18 protein-coding genes and 1 tRNA gene are annotated in these 18,772 nt (G+C 71.3%); 10 read left to right on the forward strand and 9 right to left on the reverse strand.

Annotated elements, in window-relative coordinates:
• Positions 1-7 precede the first annotated feature (7 nt).
• Positions 8-1,015 (reverse strand): HNH endonuclease, encoded by a 1,008-nt coding sequence (locus tag CG747_RS31040; RefSeq protein WP_100605178.1) that lies wholly within the window; start codon positions 1,013-1,015, stop codon positions 8-10.
• Positions 1,016-1,312: 297 nt separating this feature from the next.
• Here CG747_RS31040 and CG747_RS31045 point away from each other — a divergent pair, with 297 nt between their 5' ends.
• Both CG747_RS31045 and CG747_RS31050 read left to right on the forward strand, forming a co-directional pair.
• Entirely contained in the window at positions 1,313-1,846 is a 534-nt protein-coding gene (locus CG747_RS31045) for a YwqJ-related putative deaminase (protein ID WP_100605179.1), read from the forward strand.
• An 8-nt stretch (positions 1,847-1,854) separates the two neighbouring features.
• Positions 1,855-2,400, forward strand: coding sequence for an SUKH-3 domain-containing protein (locus tag CG747_RS31050; protein ID WP_100605180.1), 546 nt, complete (start codon positions 1,855-1,857; stop codon positions 2,398-2,400).
• A gap of 147 nt (positions 2,401-2,547) precedes the next feature.
• Here the strand turns inward: CG747_RS31050 and CG747_RS31055 are convergent, their stop codons facing one another.
• Positions 2,548-3,975 carry a sensor histidine kinase gene (locus CG747_RS31055; protein WP_100605181.1) on the reverse strand — a complete coding sequence of 476 codons (1,428 nt, stop codon included), beginning with the start codon at positions 3,973-3,975 and terminating at the stop codon, positions 2,548-2,550.
• A 406-nt stretch (positions 3,976-4,381) separates the two neighbouring features.
• On the opposite strand from CG747_RS31055, the gene CG747_RS31060 reads away from it, so the two are divergent.
• The 5 genes from CG747_RS31060 (at position 4,382) to pth (ending at position 8,574) form a co-directional block, all read left to right on the forward strand.
• A tRNA-Gln gene (locus tag CG747_RS31060) sits at positions 4,382-4,453 on the forward strand.
• Positions 4,454-4,584: 131 nt separating this feature from the next.
• Complete coding sequence (gene glmU / locus CG747_RS31065; protein WP_100605182.1) at positions 4,585-6,072, forward strand: bifunctional UDP-N-acetylglucosamine diphosphorylase/glucosamine-1-phosphate N-acetyltransferase GlmU; 1,488 nt, start codon at positions 4,585-4,587, stop codon at positions 6,070-6,072.
• A gap of 73 nt (positions 6,073-6,145) precedes the next feature.
• The gene (locus tag CG747_RS31070; protein WP_100605183.1) at positions 6,146-7,120 is read left to right on the forward strand and encodes a ribose-phosphate diphosphokinase; all 975 of its coding nucleotides are present in this window, start codon (positions 6,146-6,148) and stop codon (positions 7,118-7,120) included.
• Positions 7,121-7,308: 188 nt separating this feature from the next.
• A complete protein-coding gene (locus CG747_RS31075) occupies positions 7,309-7,893 on the forward strand; it encodes a 50S ribosomal protein L25/general stress protein Ctc (protein WP_100605184.1) in 585 nt (194 codons plus the stop codon).
• A 90-nt stretch (positions 7,894-7,983) separates the two neighbouring features.
• On the forward strand, positions 7,984-8,574 hold the full coding sequence (pth, locus tag CG747_RS31080; RefSeq protein WP_180985770.1) for an aminoacyl-tRNA hydrolase: 591 nt from the start codon (positions 7,984-7,986) through the stop codon (positions 8,572-8,574).
• A gap of 22 nt (positions 8,575-8,596) precedes the next feature.
• Here pth and CG747_RS31085 read toward each other — a convergent pair whose 3' ends face one another.
• Both CG747_RS31085 and ppc read right to left on the reverse strand, forming a co-directional pair.
• Positions 8,597-9,196 carry a Uma2 family endonuclease gene (locus CG747_RS31085; protein ID WP_100605186.1) on the reverse strand — a complete coding sequence of 200 codons (600 nt, stop codon included), beginning with the start codon at positions 9,194-9,196 and terminating at the stop codon, positions 8,597-8,599.
• Between the two features lie 94 nt (positions 9,197-9,290).
• The gene (ppc, locus tag CG747_RS31090; protein ID WP_100605187.1) at positions 9,291-12,056 is read right to left on the reverse strand and encodes a phosphoenolpyruvate carboxylase; all 2,766 of its coding nucleotides are present in this window, start codon (positions 12,054-12,056) and stop codon (positions 9,291-9,293) included.
• Positions 12,057-12,376: 320 nt separating this feature from the next.
• Here ppc and CG747_RS31095 point away from each other — a divergent pair, with 320 nt between their 5' ends.
• Together CG747_RS31095 and CG747_RS31100 are read left to right on the forward strand one after the other, a co-directional pair.
• On the forward strand, positions 12,377-13,399 hold the full coding sequence (locus tag CG747_RS31095) for a fatty acid desaturase (protein WP_100605188.1): 1,023 nt from the start codon (positions 12,377-12,379) through the stop codon (positions 13,397-13,399).
• 7 nt (positions 13,400-13,406) lie between these two features.
• Complete coding sequence (locus CG747_RS31100; RefSeq protein ID WP_100605189.1) at positions 13,407-14,105, forward strand: TetR/AcrR family transcriptional regulator; 699 nt, start codon at positions 13,407-13,409, stop codon at positions 14,103-14,105.
• A gap of 75 nt (positions 14,106-14,180) precedes the next feature.
• On the opposite strand, the gene CG747_RS31105 is transcribed toward CG747_RS31100, so the two are convergent.
• The 5 genes from CG747_RS31105 to CG747_RS31125 all read right to left on the reverse strand — a co-directional run bounded on the left by CG747_RS31105 (position 14,181) and on the right by CG747_RS31125 (position 18,007).
• Positions 14,181-14,798 (reverse strand): hypothetical protein, encoded by a 618-nt coding sequence (locus CG747_RS31105; RefSeq protein WP_100605190.1) that lies wholly within the window; start codon positions 14,796-14,798, stop codon positions 14,181-14,183.
• A gap of 106 nt (positions 14,799-14,904) precedes the next feature.
• On the reverse strand, positions 14,905-15,273 hold the full coding sequence (locus CG747_RS31110) for a hypothetical protein (protein ID WP_180985771.1): 369 nt from the start codon (positions 15,271-15,273) through the stop codon (positions 14,905-14,907).
• A 17-nt stretch (positions 15,274-15,290) separates the two neighbouring features.
• A complete protein-coding gene (locus CG747_RS31115; RefSeq protein WP_100605191.1) occupies positions 15,291-16,424 on the reverse strand; it encodes a hypothetical protein in 1,134 nt (377 codons plus the stop codon).
• Positions 16,425-16,537: 113 nt separating this feature from the next.
• Positions 16,538-16,879, reverse strand: a complete 342-nt coding sequence (locus tag CG747_RS31120; protein WP_100605192.1) for a hypothetical protein — start codon at positions 16,877-16,879, stop codon at positions 16,538-16,540.
• A 306-nt stretch (positions 16,880-17,185) separates the two neighbouring features.
• Positions 17,186-18,007 carry a trans-aconitate 2-methyltransferase gene (locus CG747_RS31125; RefSeq protein WP_100605193.1) on the reverse strand — a complete coding sequence of 274 codons (822 nt, stop codon included), beginning with the start codon at positions 18,005-18,007 and terminating at the stop codon, positions 17,186-17,188.
• Between the two features lie 202 nt (positions 18,008-18,209).
• Between CG747_RS31125 and CG747_RS31130 the strand changes: the two genes are divergently transcribed.
• Entirely contained in the window at positions 18,210-18,707 is a 498-nt protein-coding gene (locus CG747_RS31130; protein WP_016573281.1) for a MarR family winged helix-turn-helix transcriptional regulator, read from the forward strand.
• Positions 18,708-18,772 lie beyond the last annotated feature (65 nt).

Consider the following 18,772-nt stretch of genomic DNA (forward strand, 5'->3'; position numbering starts at 1 on the left):
ACTGCGCTCAGCCCTCCACCGGCACGGCGTACGCGAAGCCGCCGTCCACCATCAGGTTCGCCACCGTCTCCAGCTCCGGCGGATTGCCCGCCAGTCGCAGGAGGAAGTCGTCGAAGTCCCCACCACACGGCAGCATCAGCCGCTCCACCCGCTCCTGCACCGACCATCCGTCCTGATCGCGGGCGTCGTCGTACGGGCAGAACCACACCGAGCCCAGCGCCTCACCGCGCACCTTCACCGCGACCACTCCGCCCTGTGCGAACGCCACACCCAGATAGTCCTTGGTGAAGTGGTCGCGCAGGCACTTGTTCACGTAGACGAGATCGTTGACCGCGGCGTCGTCGCGCACCGCGAAGAACGGCTGGTCGACCAGGAGACCCAGCTCCGCGTCGAGCGCCGCCCCCACCGGCGCGCAGCCGCCCGCCGCCTTCAGGAACGACCGGTACGCCCCCGGCAGGCGGTAGCCCAGTGCCTCCTCGGCCTGCGCCACCTGCTCCTCGGCCACCGCCAGCTCCCGCCGCGGCAGTCCGAAGTGCACCGGGCGGGTCTCCTGAAGGGGCCGCGTCCCCCGCTTGTCGTGCGCCACCGCCGCCGTCGCCAGCCCCGCGTGGTGCCGCAGCAACGCCTTCACCTCGACGGGTACCAGTTCCATCCGCCGCGTTCCCGCCACGTGGTGCCAGGTCCAGCCGTGCGGTGTCGCCACGGCCGGCACGTCTATCCACAGTTCGTGGCCCTGTGCGTGCAGCGCCGCGTTCGCCGACACGAAGTCCGTCAGCCGCAGCTCGTCGACGCCGAAGCCCTCCGGCGGCTCGGCGATCTCCGCCGCCGCCCGGGCGTACGGCGAGAAGTCCGGGAAGCCGTTCGCGTCCATCCGCACTCCCGCCGGATACCGCGCGGCACGCACCGGATCCGGGAAGTGCACGACCTGCCCGGCATAGGCCGAGTTCGGTGGCACGGGACGTCCTCCGGCCTGGAGGCCGGGATGCGCCCCCAGCCCTTGCCGACCTGTCGTCATCGCGGTTGCCCCCTGGCTGAAGCTGGCTTTGGGGCACAGCCTATGCGGTGCCGCAACACCCTCCACCGCCCCCGCCCGCAGCGCACGTCAGCCCCGTGACACACCCGCGTCACCCCCTGCCCCGCACCCCTCGGCGCTCCCCGACCGCACCCCGCCGACCAGGCCCGTTACCGGACGACCGACAGACCGTCACACCTCAGTGACATCCCCGACAGCGCGCCCGACTACCGCAACACCCAGCACATTTGGCAATCTGACCTCCGCAACCGGGGGGATTGCAGGGAGGGAAGCACCACCATGACCACCACCGCACACCACACGTCCACCACCGGCGACCCCCGCGCCACCGGTGACCCCCGCATCGGCTGGAGCGGCACCGCGGACGCCGACCGGGCCCCCGCTCTCCACCACCGCCGCGACGGCATCCTCCCCACCATCGGCGCCGCCCTGTCGGTACGCGGACAAACCCTCACCTGTACGGCGAGCAAGGCCGAACAGCCCCCCACCCTGCACCCCCTCGTGCAGGACTTCCTCGACACCCTCACCACCGCGCAACGCGACCGCTTCACCGGCCGCTGCCCCGAAGCGGTCCTCCTCTCCCGCCATCTCCTCGCCGTCGAGGCCAACCGCGGCAAGCGCGCCTCCCGCAAACCCCTCACCAACGGCGAAGCCCGCCGCTCCCTGAAACACTCCAAGATCACCGCACGTCACATCCGCGAGGACGGCGACCCCCAGCACGGCAGCTACGCGCCCCCCTGCCGGTCCTGCGACGCACTCCTCGCCCACTTCGGCGTCATGCCCATCGGGGCCACGACGCCCCAAGGGAGCTGACCGCCACGATGCCGCCCACCCCCGCCCACGACGACCCCGGCTCCACCCGCTTCCCCGCCGCCGTCGACATCGCCCTGCAGAACGCCGGCTGGCAACCCGGCCGCTGGGACATACAGCAGGCCGAACACTGGGCCGACGCCCTGGGCGGCCACACCTCCCCCGCCGGCCACCGCCACACGGTCTTCCCGGCCGCCGTCGAGGCCTGGGCCGAGTTCGGCGGCCTGTCCATCGCCGGTCCCGGCCCCGGCCGCCACATCGCCCCCACCCCCTTCGTCATCGACCCCCTCCTCGGCCTCCACCTCGCCCGGACCCTCGGGGACCTCGGCCGCGCCCTCGACACCCACGTCGCCCCCCTCGGACAGGAGCAACTCCCCGACACCAAGGCGACCCGCGGCACCACCTACCCCCAGGCCACCCTCGCCATCGACACCGAGGGCCGCGTCTACAGCCTCGACCACACCGGCGACTGGTACCTCGGCCCCGACCTCGACCAGGCGCTGAGCACCCTCATCCTGGGCACCCGCCCCAGCCGCCTCACCGTCTCCGGCGACTGACGCGACACCTGTCGGGACGCACCCCGGGACGCACGACGCGCCACCGGACGGGACGTACGAGGGAACGCCCCCGCGGCGGGGCGCAGACGGCACCCATCAGCCCCGAGGCACCGGCACCGAACACCGACGGCCCCCGGGGCACCGGCCTCAGCCCGCCGCCCCCAAGGGCACCACCGCCGACACCCGGAAGCCCCCCGCCTCCGTCGGCCCGGACACGAACACCCCGCCCAGCGCCGTCACCCGCTCCCGCATCCCCACCAGTCCGTTCCCCCCACTGGGCAGCCCGGCGTCCGTCGCGCCCCGCTCCGACGGGCCGTTCTCCACCTGCACCGCCACCTCACCGACCCGATGCGCCAACCGCACCCGCGCCCGCGCCCCCGGCGCATGCTTGTGCACGTTCGTCAGCGCCTCCTGCACCACCCGGTACACGGTCTGCTCCACCCGCGCCGCATACCGGCGCACACCGGCGACGCCCACCTCGTCCGGCTCCCCGTCACCGCCGTGCACCGAGAACTCCACCGCCATCCCGGCCACCCGGGACTGGTCCACCAACTCCCCCAGCTCCGCCAACCACGGCCCGTCCCCGTCCAGGTCCGCGCCGCCCGCCGGCCCCCCGGCCGCCCCCGCGACCGCCGGCGCCTCCGCGGCACCCTCCGCCGCCTGCCGGGACACCCGCGACGCGACCGCGGCCAACCGCTCCGGCTCGTCCGAACCCGCCGGCCCGCGCACCGCCGCACCGTCCGCCGTGCGCAGCACCCCGAGCATCTCCCGCAGCTCCGTCAGCGCCTGCCGCCCCATGTCCCCCACCAGGGCGGCGTTCCGCGACGCCTTCTCCGGGTCCTTCAGGGCAACCGCCTGCAGCGCCGCCGCATGCACCACCATCAGGCTCACCCGGTGCGCGACCACGTCGTGCATCTCCCGCGCGATCCGCGTCCGCTCCTCGTTACGGGCCCACTCCGCGCGCTCCTCGGCCCGGTCCGCCAGCAGCGACAGCTCCCGTTCCAGACCGTCCGCCCGCTCCCGCAGGCTCTCCACCAGCCGCCGCCGCGCTCCGACGTACAGCCCCCACAGCACCGGCGGAGCCGTCAGCACCAGCCCCACCGCCAGCGCCATCACCGTCACGAACCACCCCGGCGGATGGAACTCCGGCTGCGCGGCCACGTCCTGCCGCATGCTGAAGAACGTCGTCACCACGGTGCCGACCACCGTCATCCCGGCCAGCAGCCCTATGATCCGCCGCGGCACGTCCGACGCCGCGAGCGTGTAGAGCCCCACCACGCTCAGCAGCGCGCCCATCTCCGTGGGCATCACGGCGATCGACGTCAGCACCACCGCCACCGGCCACCGCCGACGCAGCAGCAGCACCGGCCCGGCCACCAGACCCAGCAGCACCCCCGCCACCACCGGGATCCCCGACGAGTGTGCGAACGGCACGCCCTCGGCCATGCACTCCACCGTGGACGCCACGGCGAGCAGCACGTCCAGGACGACGCTGCGCCGCCGCGCCCACCACCAGGGACCGCCCCCCGGCCTCCCTCGCGCGGCCACGCTGTCACTTGCCCCCGTTGCGGTCATACCGACCAGCGTACGGGCGGCGCCCCGCGTTCCCCGGGCCCGCTCCCACCTCACATCCGGCCCGTTACCAGCCTTTACGCCCAGTTATCGCCCGAACCGTTGCAGCGCGCGGCTTTCCGCCCCTCCGCGCCCCGACCTCGGCCCCGAAGCCCCGCGCCCCCGACCGGAGCGGATCGACCACCGGGTGATGATCCGCGTCACAGCCGGCGTGGCGGCCGCCGGGCACCGCGGGGTCGACCTCGCCGGCCTCGGCGTCCTCGCGCGGGAGAGGCGCACCGGGACCGCCTCGTACTGCGAGTTTTTCAAGCTGCTGATCCATACCGTCGCATCGAAGGCTGGTGGTACGGCATAGTGTTGGGAGTCGAGCGACCGCCTGACGGAATGTCCGATTCGGTCGGCTTTACACTCCCCTGTGGTGTAATAGGCAGCACTGAGGTTTTTGGTACCTTAAGTCCGGGTTCGAGTCCTGGCGGGGGAGCACAGTCACCACAGCTCTGTATGCGGGTCCTGACCAGTCGGTCAGGACCCGCCCTCGTTTCCTCCGCAAAACGCCCCGGTATCCTTCGGATGACCACCACCCGAAGTAGCCAAGAAGCCGAAGGGCATCCCGTGAGCGCCAACCGCCCGGCCGCCGTCGTCGTTCTCGCAGCGGGTGAGGGCACCCGCATGAAGTCGACGACCCCCAAGGTCCTGCACGCGATCTGCGGCCGATCCCTCGTCGGACACGTCGTCGCCGCGTCCCGTGAGCTGGACCCCGAACACCTCGTCGTGGTCGTCGGCCACGCCCGCGAGCAGGTGCGGGAGCACCTCGCCGCGATCGATCCCGCCACCCGCACCGCCGTGCAGTACGAGCAGAACGGCACCGGCCACGCCGTCCGCACGGCGCTGGAGGAGCTGACCGGCGACGGCGTCACGCTGGACGGCACGGTCGTCGTGGTGTGCGGTGACACCCCCCTGCTGACCGGCGAGACGCTGCGGCGGCTCAGCGAGACGCACGCCGCGGACGGCAACGCCGTGACCGTGCTGTCGGCCGAGGTGCCGGACGCGACGGGCTACGGGCGGATCGTGCGGGACGGGGCGTCCGGCGCGGTGACCGAGATCGTCGAGCACAAGGACGCGAGCGAGGCGCAGCGGGCCATCCGGGAGATCAACTCCGGGGTGTTCGCGTTCGACGCGCGGCTGCTGGTCGACGCGCTGGGCAAGGTGCGTACGGACAACAGCCAGGGTGAGGAGTACCTCACGGACGTACTGGGGATCCTGCGGTCGGCGGGGCACCGGGTGGGTGCCGCGGTGGCGGCGGACCACCGGGAGATCCTGGGGATCAACAACCGGGTGCAACTGGCGGAGGCCCGGCGGCTGCTGAACGCGCGGCTGCTGGAGCAGGCGATGCTCGCCGGCGTCACGGTGGTCGACCCGGCGTCGACGTGGGTGGACGTGTCGGTGACGTTCGAGCAGGACGCGACGGTGCACCCGGGGACGCAGCTGCTCGGGTCGACGCACGTGGCCGCGGGGGCCGAGGTCGGCCCGCAGTCGCGGCTGAAGGACACCGCCGTGGGTGCGGGGGCGTCGGTGTCGTTCACGGTGGCCGACAGTGCGGAGATCGGGCCGGAGGCCTCGGTGGGTCCGTACGCGTACCTGCGTCCGGGCGCGGTCCTGGGCCTGAAGTCGAAGGCCGGGACGTTCGTCGAGATGAAGAACTCGCAGATCGGCGAGGGCACGAAGGTGCCGCACCTCTCCTACGTGGGGGATGCGACGATCGGCGAGTACACCAACATCGGTGCGGCCAGCGTGTTCGTGAACTACGACGGCGAGGCCAAGCACCACACGACGGTCGGGTCGCACTGCAAGACGGGCTCGGACAACATGTTCGTGGCGCCCGTCACGATCGGGGACGGCGCGTACACCGCGGCCGGTTCGGTCATCACCAAGGATGTGCCCCCGGGTTCGCTGGCGGTCGCACGCGGCCAGCAGCGGAACATCGAGGGCTGGGTCGCGCGCAAGCGGCCCGGGAGCGCCGCCGCGCAGGCCGCTTCGTCCGCTCATCAGGATGGGGAGCCGGGTCAGGGGTCCGGCCGGAAGTCCGAGGGTGAGCGGTGACTGTGCCAACGGGTACGCCGTGCGGGGCGTACGGTGATGAGCGCATGCAAACTGTGATGCAAGGAGATTTGCTGTGACCGGGATCAAGACGACCGGCGAGAAGAAGCTGATGCTCTTCTCCGGCCGCGCCCACCCCGAGCTTGCCGAGGAGGTCGCGCACCAGCTGGGTGTGGGCCTGGTCCCGACGAAGGCTTTCGACTTCGCGAATGGCGAGATCTACGTCCGCTACCAGGAGTCGGCGCGTGGCGCGGACTGCTTCCTGATCCAGAGCCACACGGCTCCGATCAACAAGTGGATCATGGAACAGCTGATCATGATTGATGCGCTGAAGCGGGCCTCGGCCCGCAGCATCACCGTGGTCGTGCCGTTCTACGGGTACGCGCGTCAGGACAAGAAGCACCGTGGGCGCGAGCCGATCTCGGCGCGCCTGATCGCGGATCTGATGAAGACGGCGGGCGCGCACCGCATCGTCACCGTGGACCTGCACACGGACCAGATCATGGGCTTCTTCGACGGCCCGGTGGACCACCTCTTCGCGCTGCCGGTGCTGGCGGACTACGTGGGCGCCAAGGTCGACCGCGACAAGCTGACCGTGGTGTCCCCGGACGCCGGCCGGGTGCGGGTGGCGGACCGCTGGTGCGACCGCCTGGGCGCGCCGCTGGCCATCGTCCACAAGCGCCGGGACAAGGACGTGGCGAACCAGGTCACCGTCCACGAGGTCGTCGGTGACGTCAAGGGCCGGGTCTGCGTCCTGGTCGACGACATGATCGACACCGGCGGCACCATCTGCGCGGCGGCCGAGGCGCTGTTCGCCAACGGTGCGGCGGACGTGATCGTGACGGCGACGCACGGCGTGCTGTCGGGTCCGGCCGCGGACCGGCTGAAGAACTCCAAGGTGAGCGAGTTCGTGTTCACCAACACGCTGCCGACGCCTTCGGAGCTGGAGCTCGACAAGATCACGGTGCTGTCGATGGCGCCGACGGTCGCGCGGGCGATCCGTGAGGTGTTCGAGGACGGCTCCGTGACGAGCCTCTTCGACGAGCAGTGAGTCGGCGGTCGGCGGTGGCCGGCTAGATCGACTTGGGGGCGGCCTTCCCGCCGGGTAGACTCCTGGAGTTGCTCGGCGAGGGAGGCCGCCTTTTTGTGGCGGTGGTCCGTTATCGACGCGCTCTTCGTAGCAGGTCTGTCGTGGGCCGGGTGACGCCCCGCAGATTCTTTGAGATACGAGGAGCTGGCATGGCTGAGATCAAGCTTGTCGCTGAGGCCCGGAACGACTTCGGCAAGGGCGCGGCGCGTCGTCTGCGCCGTGAGGCGAAGGTTCCCGCGGTCATTTACGGCCACGGTGCCGAGCCGAAGCACGTGGCGGTCGACAGCCACGCGCTGATGATGGCGCTGAAGACCCCGAACGCGCTGATCCGCCTTGAGGGCGAGGGCACCGACGAGCTGGTGATCCCGAAGGCGGTGCAGCGCGAGGCGATCCGTCGCTTCCTGGTGCACGTGGACTTCCTGGCCGTGAAGAAGGGCGAGAAGGTCGCCGTCGAGCTGCCGATCCAGACCGAGGGCGAGCTGGCCCCCGGCGGCAACCTGCTGGAGCACCTGCTCAACACGCTGCCGGTCGAGGTCGAGGCGACCCACATCCCCGAGTCCGTCACCGTGTCGATCGCGGGCCTGGACGCCGGTCACACCGTGCTGGCCAAGGACATCGAGCTGCCGGCCGGCGCGTCGCTGACCGTCGACGGCGACACCCCGGTGCTGCAGGTCGTCGCCGCGCAGGCGGAGGCCCCGGCCGAGGCCGCCGAGGGCGAGGGCGCCGAGGCCTGAGTCCTCGCGCGGTAGTTTTCTTCCCAACCGCTGTCGCGGTGCCGGACGGCGCCGGGGCGGCGGTTGGGTCGTTTTTGAGGAGACGTGGACATGACCGATGCGGCGAGCCCCTGGCTCATCGTGGGGCTCGGCAACCCGGGCCCGGAGTACGCCGGCAACCGCCACAACGTGGGGTTCATGGTGGCGGATCTGCTGGCGGAGCGGATGGGGGGCCGGTTCAAGGCCCACAAGGCGCGGGCCCAGGTGGTGGAGGGGCGTATCGGCCCGCCGGGACCGTTGAGCCGTCGGGTGGTGGTGGCCAAGCCGTCGTCGTTCATGAACCTGTCGGGCGGGCCGACGACCGCGCTGCGGGACTTCTTCAAGGTGCCGGTGGCCAACATCGTCGCGGTGCATGACGAGTTGGACATCGACTACGGCGCGCTGCGGTTGAAGCTGGGCGGCGGCGACAACGGGCACAACGGCCTGAAGTCGATCACGAAGTCGCTGGGTGCGGAGTACCACCGGGTGCGGTTCGGGATCGGACGGCCGCCGGGCCGGATGCCGGTGGCGGACTTCGTGCTGAAGGACTTCTCGTCGGCGGAGCGCAAGGAGTTGGGGTACTTCGTGGACCGGGCGGCGGACGCGGTGGAGGCGTTGGTCGTGGAGGGCCTGGAGCGGGCGCAGACGACGTACAACTCGTGAGCGGGCGAGGCCCGGTCGGCCGCTACTCCTGGTACATGTCCTTGGCGCTGTAGCGGGGCAGGTCGGTGGCGTCGATCGTCCACGTGCCGAGGTCGGTGGCGATCTTCACGGGTTCGCCGTACGGCTGCTTGCTGAGGCGGTTGGCGTAGGCGGGGCGCCCCTGGCTGGTGTCGATGTCCCACTGGTAGGTCCAGGTCCCGTCGCGGGGGTCGAGGATCAGGTAGTGGGGGATGCCCATGGCGGGGTAGTCGCGGGTTTTTTCCTCGTAGTCGTTGTCCGGGTTGGACGGGGAGACGATCTCGATGGCGAGAACGATCTCGCGCGGGTCGAGAGGCTCTTCTGTGTCCATGGCAGCAGCGGTGCTGACGTGGATGTCCGGGATGCGGAGCTTGCCGAGGGCCTCGTCGTCGGTGTCGGTGGACTCGAAGGCCAGAAGATCATCCGGTAGCTGCGGGTCCAATTGCTGGACGATCCGCTTCGCGGTGAGTTGGTGCCGGGGCCGCGGGCTCATCATCATCACGAGCGTTCCGCCGCTGATCTCGGGCCAGGTGAAGCCGGGCGGCGGCGTGAGGTGGTCGCGCAGCTCGCGCAAGTGCCGGTAAACGGTCTGCTGCTCTGTCATGGGTCCTCCGGTCGCCTTCTGCATCCAGTATGACAACGGCGGGGCCGTCCGGAAGGTGTTCCGGGCGGCCCCGCCGTGGTGTGGGTGGGTGCGGTCAGCCGGTGTTGCGGAGGCCGGCCGCGACGCCGTTGACGGTGAGGAGGAGGGCGCGGGAGAGCAGCGGGTCGGGTTCCTGTCCGGCGGCGGCCGCGTCGCGCTGGCGCTTGAGGAGGGAGACCTGGAGGTAGGAGATGGGGTCGAGGTAGGCGTCGCGGACGTGGAAGGTCTGCTTGAGCACCGGGTTGGAGTCGAGGAGTTCGGCCTCGCCGGTGATGCGGAGGACTTCGGCGACGGTGAGCTCGTGTTCGGCCTTGATGGTGGCGAAGACGTGCTGGAGGTCGTCGGGGACGAGGGTGTCGACGTAGTGCTGGGCGATCCGCAGGTCCGTCTTGGCCAGCGTCATCTCGACGTTGGAGAGGAAGTTGCGGAAGAAGTGCCAGTGCTCGTGCATCTCGTCGAGGACGCTGCCGAGGCCGGCTTCGCGGGCGGCCTTGAGGCCGGTGCCGACGCCGAACCAGCCGGGGACGATCTGGCGGGACTGGGTCCAGCCGAAGACCCACGGGATGGCGCGGAGGCCGTCGAGGCCGGCGCCGGAGTCGGGGCGGCGGGAGGGCCGGGAGCCGAGGTGGAGTTCGGCGAGCTGGTCGACGGGGGTGGAGGCGAAGAAGTAGGAGGGCAGGTCGGGGTCTTCGACGAGGTGGCGGTAGGCGCCGTGGGCGGCTTCGGAGACGGTCTCCATGGCGGCGTCCCAGCGGGCCAGGGCCTCGTCGGACTGGCGGGGCGCGGTGTGCAGGGCGGATGCCTGGAGCGTCGCGGCGACGGTCAGTTCGAGGTTCTCCCGGGCGAGTGACGGGACGAGGTACTTGTCGGAGATGACCTCGCCCTGCTCGGTGACCTTGATCTCGCCTTCGAGGGTGCCGTAGGGCTGGGCGAGGATCGCGTCGTGGGAGGGGCCGCCGCCGCGGCCGACGGTGCCGCCGCGGCCGTGGAAGAGGCGCAGGCGTACGCCGTGCCGGTGGGCGACGTCGCGGAGCAGGCGCTGGGCGCGGTGGATCTCCCACTGGCTGGTGGTGATGCCGCCGAACTTGGAGGAGTCGGAGTAGCCGAGCATGACCTCCTGGACGTCGCCGCGGAGGGCGACGAGGCGGCGGTAGGAGGGGTCGGAGAGCATGTCGTCGAGGAGCTGGTCGGCGATCTTCAGCTCGTCGGTGGTCTCCAGGAGCGGGACGATGCCGATCTTGGCCCAGCCGGCGTGCAGGTCGATCAGGCCGGCCTCGCGGGCCAGGACGGCGGCGGCGAAGACGTCGTCGGAGCCCTGGCACATCGAGATGATGTAGGACTCGATGACCTCGGGGCCGAAGGTCTTCTTGGCCCGGCGGACGGTGCGGAAGACGCCGAGGGTCTTGGCGCCGGCCTCGTCGAGGGGCGGCGGGGTGGGGGCGAGCGGCCGCCGGGAGCGGAGTTCCTTGGCGAGGAGCTTGCGGCGGTAGTCGCGCGGCATGTCCACGTAGCGCCAGGACTCCTCGCCGAGGCGGTCGAAGAGCTGGCCGAGGGCGTGGTGGTGGGCGTCGGCGTGTTCGCGGACGTCCATGGTGGCGAGCTGGAGGCCGAACGCGCCGATGGTGCGGAGGGTGCGCTCCAGGCGGCCGTCGGCGATCAGGCCGCCGCGGTGGGCGCGCAGCGAGGTCTGGATGAGGGTGAGGTCGTCGAGGAGTTCGCTGGTGCCGAGGTAGTCGCGACCGGGGACGTGGGGGGTGTCGCCGGCCAGGCGCTCGCGGGTGTTGAGGAGCTTCTGGCGGATGCAGGTGGCCTTGAGGCGGTAGGGCTCTTCGCTGTTGAGGCGCTTGTAGCGGGGGCTGATCTCGGGGAGGAGGTCGAGGTCCCGCTGGAGGGAGGCCAGGAGTTCGTCGGTGGCGCCGCAGTTGCGGATGGAGTTGGAGAGGGCGCCGCGGAGTTCGTCGACGTGTTCCAGGGCGTCGGTGATGCCGTGCTCGTGCTGGAGGATCAGTACGTCCCAGGTGACCTGGGGGGTGACGTTGGGGTTGCCGTCGCGGTCGCCGCCGATCCAGGTGCCGAAGGTGAGGGGGCGGGTGCCGGCGGGCAGCTCGGTGCCGGCGCGTTCGAGTTCGGCGGCCAGGTCCTCCAGGACGTCGCCGACGGCGCCGCGGCCGAGCTCGTCGAGGTAGTAGATGGCGTTGCGGGCCTCGTCGGTGGGCTCGGGGCGGGCCACCCGGAGTTCGTCGGTCTGCCAGATCAGGTCGACGTTCTCCGCGAGGCGGAGGTCGACGCGGCGGCGGTCCGCGACGTCGGTGCGGTCCAGCAGCTCGGCGATCTTGCGGAGCTTGGTGAGCACGGAGCGGCGGGCGGCCTCGGTGGGGTGGGCCGTGAAGACGGGGCGCACGCCGAGGTTGCGGGCGGTCTCCCGCAGGTGCTGGGGGTCGGCGTCCTTGAGCATGTCGGCGGTGCGGGCGAGGATGCCTCCCTCGGCTGCGCGTCGGGTGCGGAGTTCCCGGCCGCGGTGGACCTGCTCGGTGACGTTGGCCAGGTGGAAGTAGGTGGAGAAGGCGCGGACGAGCTTGGCGGCGGTGGCGAGGTCGGTTTCGCCGAGGAGCCGGGCGGCGGCCTCGCCGTCGGAGCGGGTCAGGGCGCGAACCTGCTCGACGAGGTCGAGGAGGTCCTGGCCTTCCTGCCGGACGAGGGTTTCGCCGAGGAGGTCGCCGAGGCGGCGGATGTCGGCGCGCAGGGCTACGTTGCCGCCGGAGGAGGCCGGGGCGGTCCCGGCGGTGGCGGTCTCGGCGGGGGTGTTGTCGGCACTGCTCACAGGTGCGGCTCCTTGCAAGGGATGGTGCAGTCATTGAGCACGTCTGGGCGGGGTGCGGACCGCGCTGTCCGACGCCCCCAGGATAGGTCTGCCCGTCGTCCGGGAATCACACCGTCCGCAGGATGGGCATCCGGCGCGGAGGGCCGGGGGCGGGGGCCTGTCACGGCCTTGCCGCGGGTGGCGCCGCTGCCATACTTACGAGACCGTAGGTTACGGTCCCGTAGGCCGTAACCGTGCCCCCGAGCCCCCGAGCCCCCGAGCCCCCGAGCCCCCGAGCCCCCGAGCCCCCGAGCCCCCGAGCCCCCGACGAGGGACACCACATGACCGCTGGTCCGAAAGCCGTGGAAGAGTCACCGATGCCGCTCGACAGTTCCGCTGGTTCTTCTGCCGCCTCCGCTCTGCCGTCCGCGACGCTGGGCGGTGAGCAGCGCAGGTCGCTGGAACAGATCACCCTGCTGTTGTTCATCACCGTGCCGTTCCTGGCCCTGCTCGCCGCGGTGCCGCTGGCCTGGGGCTGGGGCGTGAGCTGGCTGGATCTCGGGCTGATGACGGCGATGTACTTCATCGGTTGCCACGGCATCACGATCGGTTTCCACCGCTACTTCACGCACGGCGCGTTCAAGGCGAAACGTCCGTTGCGGATCGCGCTGGCGGTCATGGGGTCGATGGCGGTGGAGGGGCCGCTGGTGCGCTGGGTCGCCGATCACCGCAAGCACCACAAGTTCTCCGACGCGGACGGCGACCCGCACTCTCCGTGGCGGTACGGGGAGACGGTCCCGGCGCTGATGAAGGGCCTGTGGTGGGCGCACATCGGCTGGATGTTCGACGAGGAGCAGACGTCGCAGCAGAAGTACGCCCCCGATCTGGTCAAGGACGGGGCGATCCGCGCGATCTCCCGCCAGTTCGTGCTGTGGACTGTGGTGTCGCTGCTGATTCCGCCGCTGGTCGGCGGGCTGGTGACATGGTCCTGGCAGGGTGCGCTGACCGCGTTCTTCTGGGGTTCCCTGGTGCGGGTGGCGCTCCTCCATCACGTCACGTGGTCGATCAACTCCATCTGCCACGCGGTGGGCAAGCGCCCGTTCAAGTCCCGGGACCGGTCCGGCAACGTGTGGTGGCTGGCGGTGCTCTCCTGCGGTGAGTCGTGGCACAACCTGCACCATGCCGATCCGACCTGCGCCCGGCACGGGGTCATGAAGGGCCAGCTGGATTCCAGCGCCCGGCTGATCCGCTGGTTCGAGCTGGCCGGCTGGGCGCACGACGTGCGGTGGCCGACCGCGGCGCGGATCGACGCCCGCCGCAAGGACGGCTCCCGGGGCGAGGAGAAGGCCCCGCTGGGGGCATGATTGACGGGTGGCGATCGACAGCGCGAGCAACGGCAGCAAGGGAAAGTCCTCCGGGTCCTCCGGGTCTCCGTCTTCGGGAGGCCGGCGGGCCCGCCGGGTGCGGATGACCGGTGCGGAGCGCCGTGAGCAGTTGCTGGACATCGGCCGCACGCTGTTCGCCGAGCGGGGTTACGAGGGCACGTCGGTGGAGGAGATCGCGGCGAAGGCCGGGGTGTCCAAGCCGGTGGTCTACGAGCACTTCGGCGGCAAGGAGGGGCTGTACGCGGTGGTCGTGGACCGCGAGATGCGGCAGCTGCTGGACATGGTGACCGGCGCGCTGACCGCCGGCCACCCGCGGGAGCTCCTCGAACAGGCGGCGTTCGCGCTGCTCGACTACATCGAGACGTTCACGGACGGTTTCCGGATCCTCGTGCGGGATTCGCCGGTCGCCCAGTCGACCGGCACGTTCGCGTCGCTGATCAGCGATATCGCCACGCAGGTCGAGGACATCCTGGGCCTGGAGTTCAAGGCCCGCGGCTTCGATCCGAAGCTGGCGCCGCTGTACGCCCAGGCCCTGGTCGGCATGGTGGCGCTGACCGGCCAGTGGTGGGTCGACGCCCGCAGGCCGAAGAAGGCGGAGGTCGCGGCGCATCTGGTGAACCTGGCGTGGCACGGGCTGGGGAATCTGGAGCCCAAGCCGCGGCTGATAGGGCACCGGAAGAACTGAGCGGAAGCGCAGGGGGGAGCCCCTGGTGGGCGGCCCACGCCGCCCACCAGGGGCTCCTGTGCGCGGTGGCCCGGTTCAGGCGCTGAAGGTGCGGAGGTGCTCGACCTGGCGGAGCAGGATCTCCACCGCGCCGCGGTTGTCGACCGGAATGGTCGTGGTGTGGTGGACGCCGGCGCTGCTCACCGCCACCTCCACGTACCCGGTCGTCACGGCGTCCGTGACCGACGAGGGCAGCCAGCCGAACAGCACGTCGGTGACCGCCTCGAACACGCCGCCCGCCGTGACCTTCTCCTTGGTCTCCGACTTGTCCAGCGCGGCCCAGATCGCGCCGTGGAGAGGGAGCCGGCCGGTGGGCAGGGTGATCGTTCCGCCGGAGACGGTGATGTCGCCGAGGGTGACCGGCTCCCGCACGCCGCCGGGGTGGACGGGGCCGTAGCCGGGCTGCGGGGCGTTCGGCGGGTGTCCGGGGCCGGGCTGCGGCTGGCCGTAGCCCGGTTGCGGCTGGGCGTAGCCGGGCTGGGGCTGGGTGTAGCCGCCTTGGGGTGCGCCGTAGCCGCCTTGGGGTGCGCCGTAGCCGGGTTGTGCCGGCTGTCCCCACTGCGGGGAGGAGTACGGATTCTGGCCGGGCTGCGGCTGCGGCTGCGGCTGCGGCTGCGGCTGCGGCTGCGGCTGTCCGGCGTAGTGGTTCGCCATGGTGGTCTGCCCCCGCGGGTGGTGGTGGGTGGGTGAGGGCGGCGGTGGCCGGACGTGCCGGGTCGGGGCGCGCCGCCGCCACCGCCGTCGAGGGCCCGTGGTGCGCTCAGTACGTGCGGCGGTCTCCCCGGCTGCCGCCGCGCGAGCCGTCCCGGTCGTGGGCGCTCCCGTCCTCGTCGCCGCTGTGCCGGAGGGTCTGGCGCTGCTCCGGCGGCAGGGCCCGCCACTCGTCGCGCAGGCCGGCCAGGCCGGACGTCAGGGCGCGGTGGCCCGAGGGGCTGTCCAGTACGTCCTTGATCTCCAGGCGGCCGGAGAGCATGGCGCGGGCCAGGTCCTTGAGGTCGGGCGATACCGAGGCGTTGTCGCGGACCGCCCGCAGCGCCGTGGTGAGGTGGGTGTTCTGCTCCTCGGAGAGGTCCTTGTCCTCGATGGGGTATTCGCGGTCGCCGAGCCCGGTGGCGTGCTGCTTGCTCATGGGTGCTGTGCTCCTTGTCAGCCGAAGGCGTTGCGGACGCGTTCGGCCTCGTTCCGGCCGCTCTCGGTTCCCGGGACCGGGGCCGGCGCGGGTGCGGGCATCGTGGTGATGTCGCGCGGTGGGACGTAGTGGGGGCCGGATTCCTGGGCGGGCGGCGTGGCGACGGGGGGGCGGAGCCGGCGCTCGGTCCTGGTCTCCTGCTCCCCGCCGCCGGACTCACCGCCGGAGTCGCCCCCGGACTCGCCCTTGTCCTCGCCGAGGCCCACGAAGTCGAAGCCCTTGTCGACGCGCTCGCCCCACTTCTCCTTCTTCCCCTCGGCCGCTTCGTGCGCCTTGAACGCGTCGTGCACGAACTTGCCGCCGCGCGCGCCCTCCTCGCTGCCGCCGAGGAGCTTCTGCGCGCCCTTGCGCTCCGCCATGCCGCCGGCGAACTCGCTGACGCCGGTCTTGACCGCGGCCTTGCCGCCGGCGAGCGCGGCCTCGCCGGCGTCGATGCCGTGCTGGGCGCCGAAGTAGTTCTTGATGCCCTGTTTGGCGAGGTCCTGGCCGACCGCCTTGCCGCCTGCCACCGCGGCCTTCTTCAGGGCGTCGAGGGCGATGTCCTTGGCCTTCTTGGTGGCGGCTTCCTCGGCGGCCTCCTCGACCTTCTGGACCACTTCCCGTTCGAGCCGCTGGAGGATCTGCCGCACCATCACCCGGGTGGCGACGGTGGCGCCGGCCGCGCCGGCTTCGGAGAGGCCGAAAGTGACCGGGGCCGCGGCCTGGGCCGCGAGCAACTCGATGGCCAGCGCGACGAGTTGGGCGATGACGGCGATCTTGCAGGCGAGGACGATCGCGGCGACGGCGGCGAGCATGGCGCCGAGGACTTCGGCGGCCAGGGCCGCCACCTCGAAGTAGCCGGTGCCGCTCTCGGCGTACTTGCGCCACGCCTCCTCGAACTTCTGGACGGCGTCGCCGAAGTTGACGCCGCTCAGTACGGCGTTGGCGGCGGTCTGCCCCGTGCCCTGCGCCAGCCGGACGTCGGCGGCGAACTGGAACCACGCCTGCGAGGCGTCGAAGATGCTGCCTTCCTTGGCGTCCGGCCAGTCGAAGCCGAGCAGGTCCAGGATCCAGTCGACCTCGGACGGCAGGTTGATGGACGGCGTGGACAAGGTGTGTCACTCCCCCGGGCGGTGAATGGGCGTGGGAACGGGCCGGACGGCCGCGGACCGGGCAGTGGGCCGGCGTTCCTCTCGGTGTGCGCGGTGTCCTCGGACGGGACGGGTCAGACGGCGAGGTTCGGGCGGTTCGCGCTCACCACGTGCAGGTCACTGGTGTTCTGCTCTTCGACCTTGTCGTAGTTGGCGGCCATCGCTTCGAGGTTGCCGCCCATCTCGCCGAGGTCCTTGGCGAGGTGCTCCATCGATTCGACGATGCCGTCGCGGATCGGCGTGTAGAAGTCGGCGACCTTGCCGATGATGTCGTTGCCCCAGTCCTTCTCGGCCTCGCCCAGTGCGTCCTTCAGCGTCTTGGTCGACTCGCCGAACTGGACGCCCAGTTCCTTGAAGGCGCCCCCTTGGGTCCTGAGGACGTCCGAATCGCTGCCGAACGCGGCACCCGCTGCCATGTGTCACCCCTCGAAGTACGCGTCCCGCTCCGGCCCCTCACGGCGCGTTCCCGTTGTCCCGCGGTGCGGGTGTACGGGGTTGCCGATGGGCCGTCAGGACTGTGTCGCCGTGGCGGCATCGTAGGCACGGGTGTACGGGGCGACCCTCGGTATTCGGCCGCAATCCCCGTTCCGCGGCGGGGTACTTGACGGGGCGGCGGTGCGGCGCACCGCGCCGGTCTCGAACCAGCAGCCTTCTCCTGCCTCCCCAGGCCGGCGGCGAGCTGGATGTGGTCGAGACCGGTGCTCACTGCGGAGCGTCCGGGGTCAGACTGCGGGTTTCCGGGCTACCGCGAAGATGCGGCGGAACGGGAAGACCGTGCCGTGGCGGCCGGTCGGGTAGGCGCGGCGGAGGGCTTCGCGGTATTCGGCGAGGAAGGCGTCACGGGCCTCCGGATCGTCTTCGAGGGCGGTGAGGACGGGGCGCAGGGCGGTGCCCTTGACCCAGTCGAGGACCGGGTCGTCGCCCTGGAGGAGCTGGACGTAGGTGGTTTCCCAGACGTCGGTGGCGCACCCGAGGTCGGCGAGGAGTTCCAGGTAGCCGGCGGGGTCGAGGATGTGGACGAAGCGGCGGCCGTGGGTGTCGAGGCGGTGGCGCCACTGCGGGGAGTCGCACAGTTCGCCGAGGAGGGCGTGGCTGGGCGAGGTGAAGTTGCCGGGGACCTGGAAGGCGAAGGTGCCGCCGGGGGTGAGGGAGTCGATCCAGCGGGGGAACGAGTCCGGGTGGTTGGGGACCCACTGCAGGGCCGCGTTGGAGACGATCAGGTCGTAGGGCTCTTCGGGGGTCCAGTCGGCGGCGTCGGCGGGGGCGAAGTCGAGGTGGCCGCCGCCGGGGGTGGGGCCGGCGTGGGACTCGGCCTCCTTGAGCATTTCGGGGGAGTTGTCGAAGCCGGTGATGTGCGCGTCCGGCCAGCGGTAGACGAGTTGGGCGGTGACGTTGCCGGGGCCGCAGCCGAGGTCGGCGATGCGGGCGGGGCGGTCGGGGCGGGGCAGTTCCGGTATCCGGGCGAGGAGGTCGTGGAAGGGGCGGGTGCGGTGGCCGGAGTGGTGGAGGTACTGCTGGGGATCCCAGGTTGGTGCGTCGTGCATGTTCGATAACCCCTTTGCTGATGCAGGGCCGGCACGGCTTCTGTTGTGGAGCTTGGCGAACGCTGTCCGGTCGAGTTCTGGCCATCTCGTCGGATTCCACGCTCGCGCCGACGATGCCCAGTAGTCCAGGAAAATATATCTCGACGTCGAGAAACTTGCCATCAAGAGACTTTATGTCGACAGACCCTTTACACTGATCGCCATGGAGGACGAGGTCGATCGACTGGTCGCAGCATGGCGCCGCGAGCGCCCGGACCTCGACGTGGAGCCGCTTGAGGTCCTCAGCCGCGTCTCCCGGCTGGCCAGACACCTCGACCGGGCCCGCCGCCTCGCGTTCTCCGAGGTGGGTCTGGAGCCCTGGGAATTCGACGTGCTGACCGCGCTGCGGCGCGCCGGCGCGCCCTACCAACTCTCCCCCGGCGCACTGCTGACGCAGACCCTGGTCACCTCCGGCACGATGACCAACCGCATCGACCGGCTCGCCAAGAAGGAGTTGGTGGAGCGGCTGCCGGACCCCAGCGACCGGCGCGGGGTCCTGGTCCGACTGACCGCCAAGGGTCGCGACAAGGCGGATGAATCGCTGGCCGGGCTGCTGACACAGGAGCGCGCCATCCTCGCCGAGCTGTCGCGGCAGCAGCGCCACGAATTGGCCGGTCTGCTGCGTCGGCTGACCGGACCGTTTGACAACGTGCCGGGTTAGGTCCATAGGGCACTGCCGCCGGTGCGCTCTTGCCGGGGCGCCCCGGGGTGGGCTTGGATCACGGC

The sequence above is a fragment of the Streptomyces sp. CB02959 genome (genome assembly GCF_002803155.1).
Taxonomy (GTDB): Bacteria; Actinomycetota; Actinomycetes; order Streptomycetales; family Streptomycetaceae; genus Streptomyces.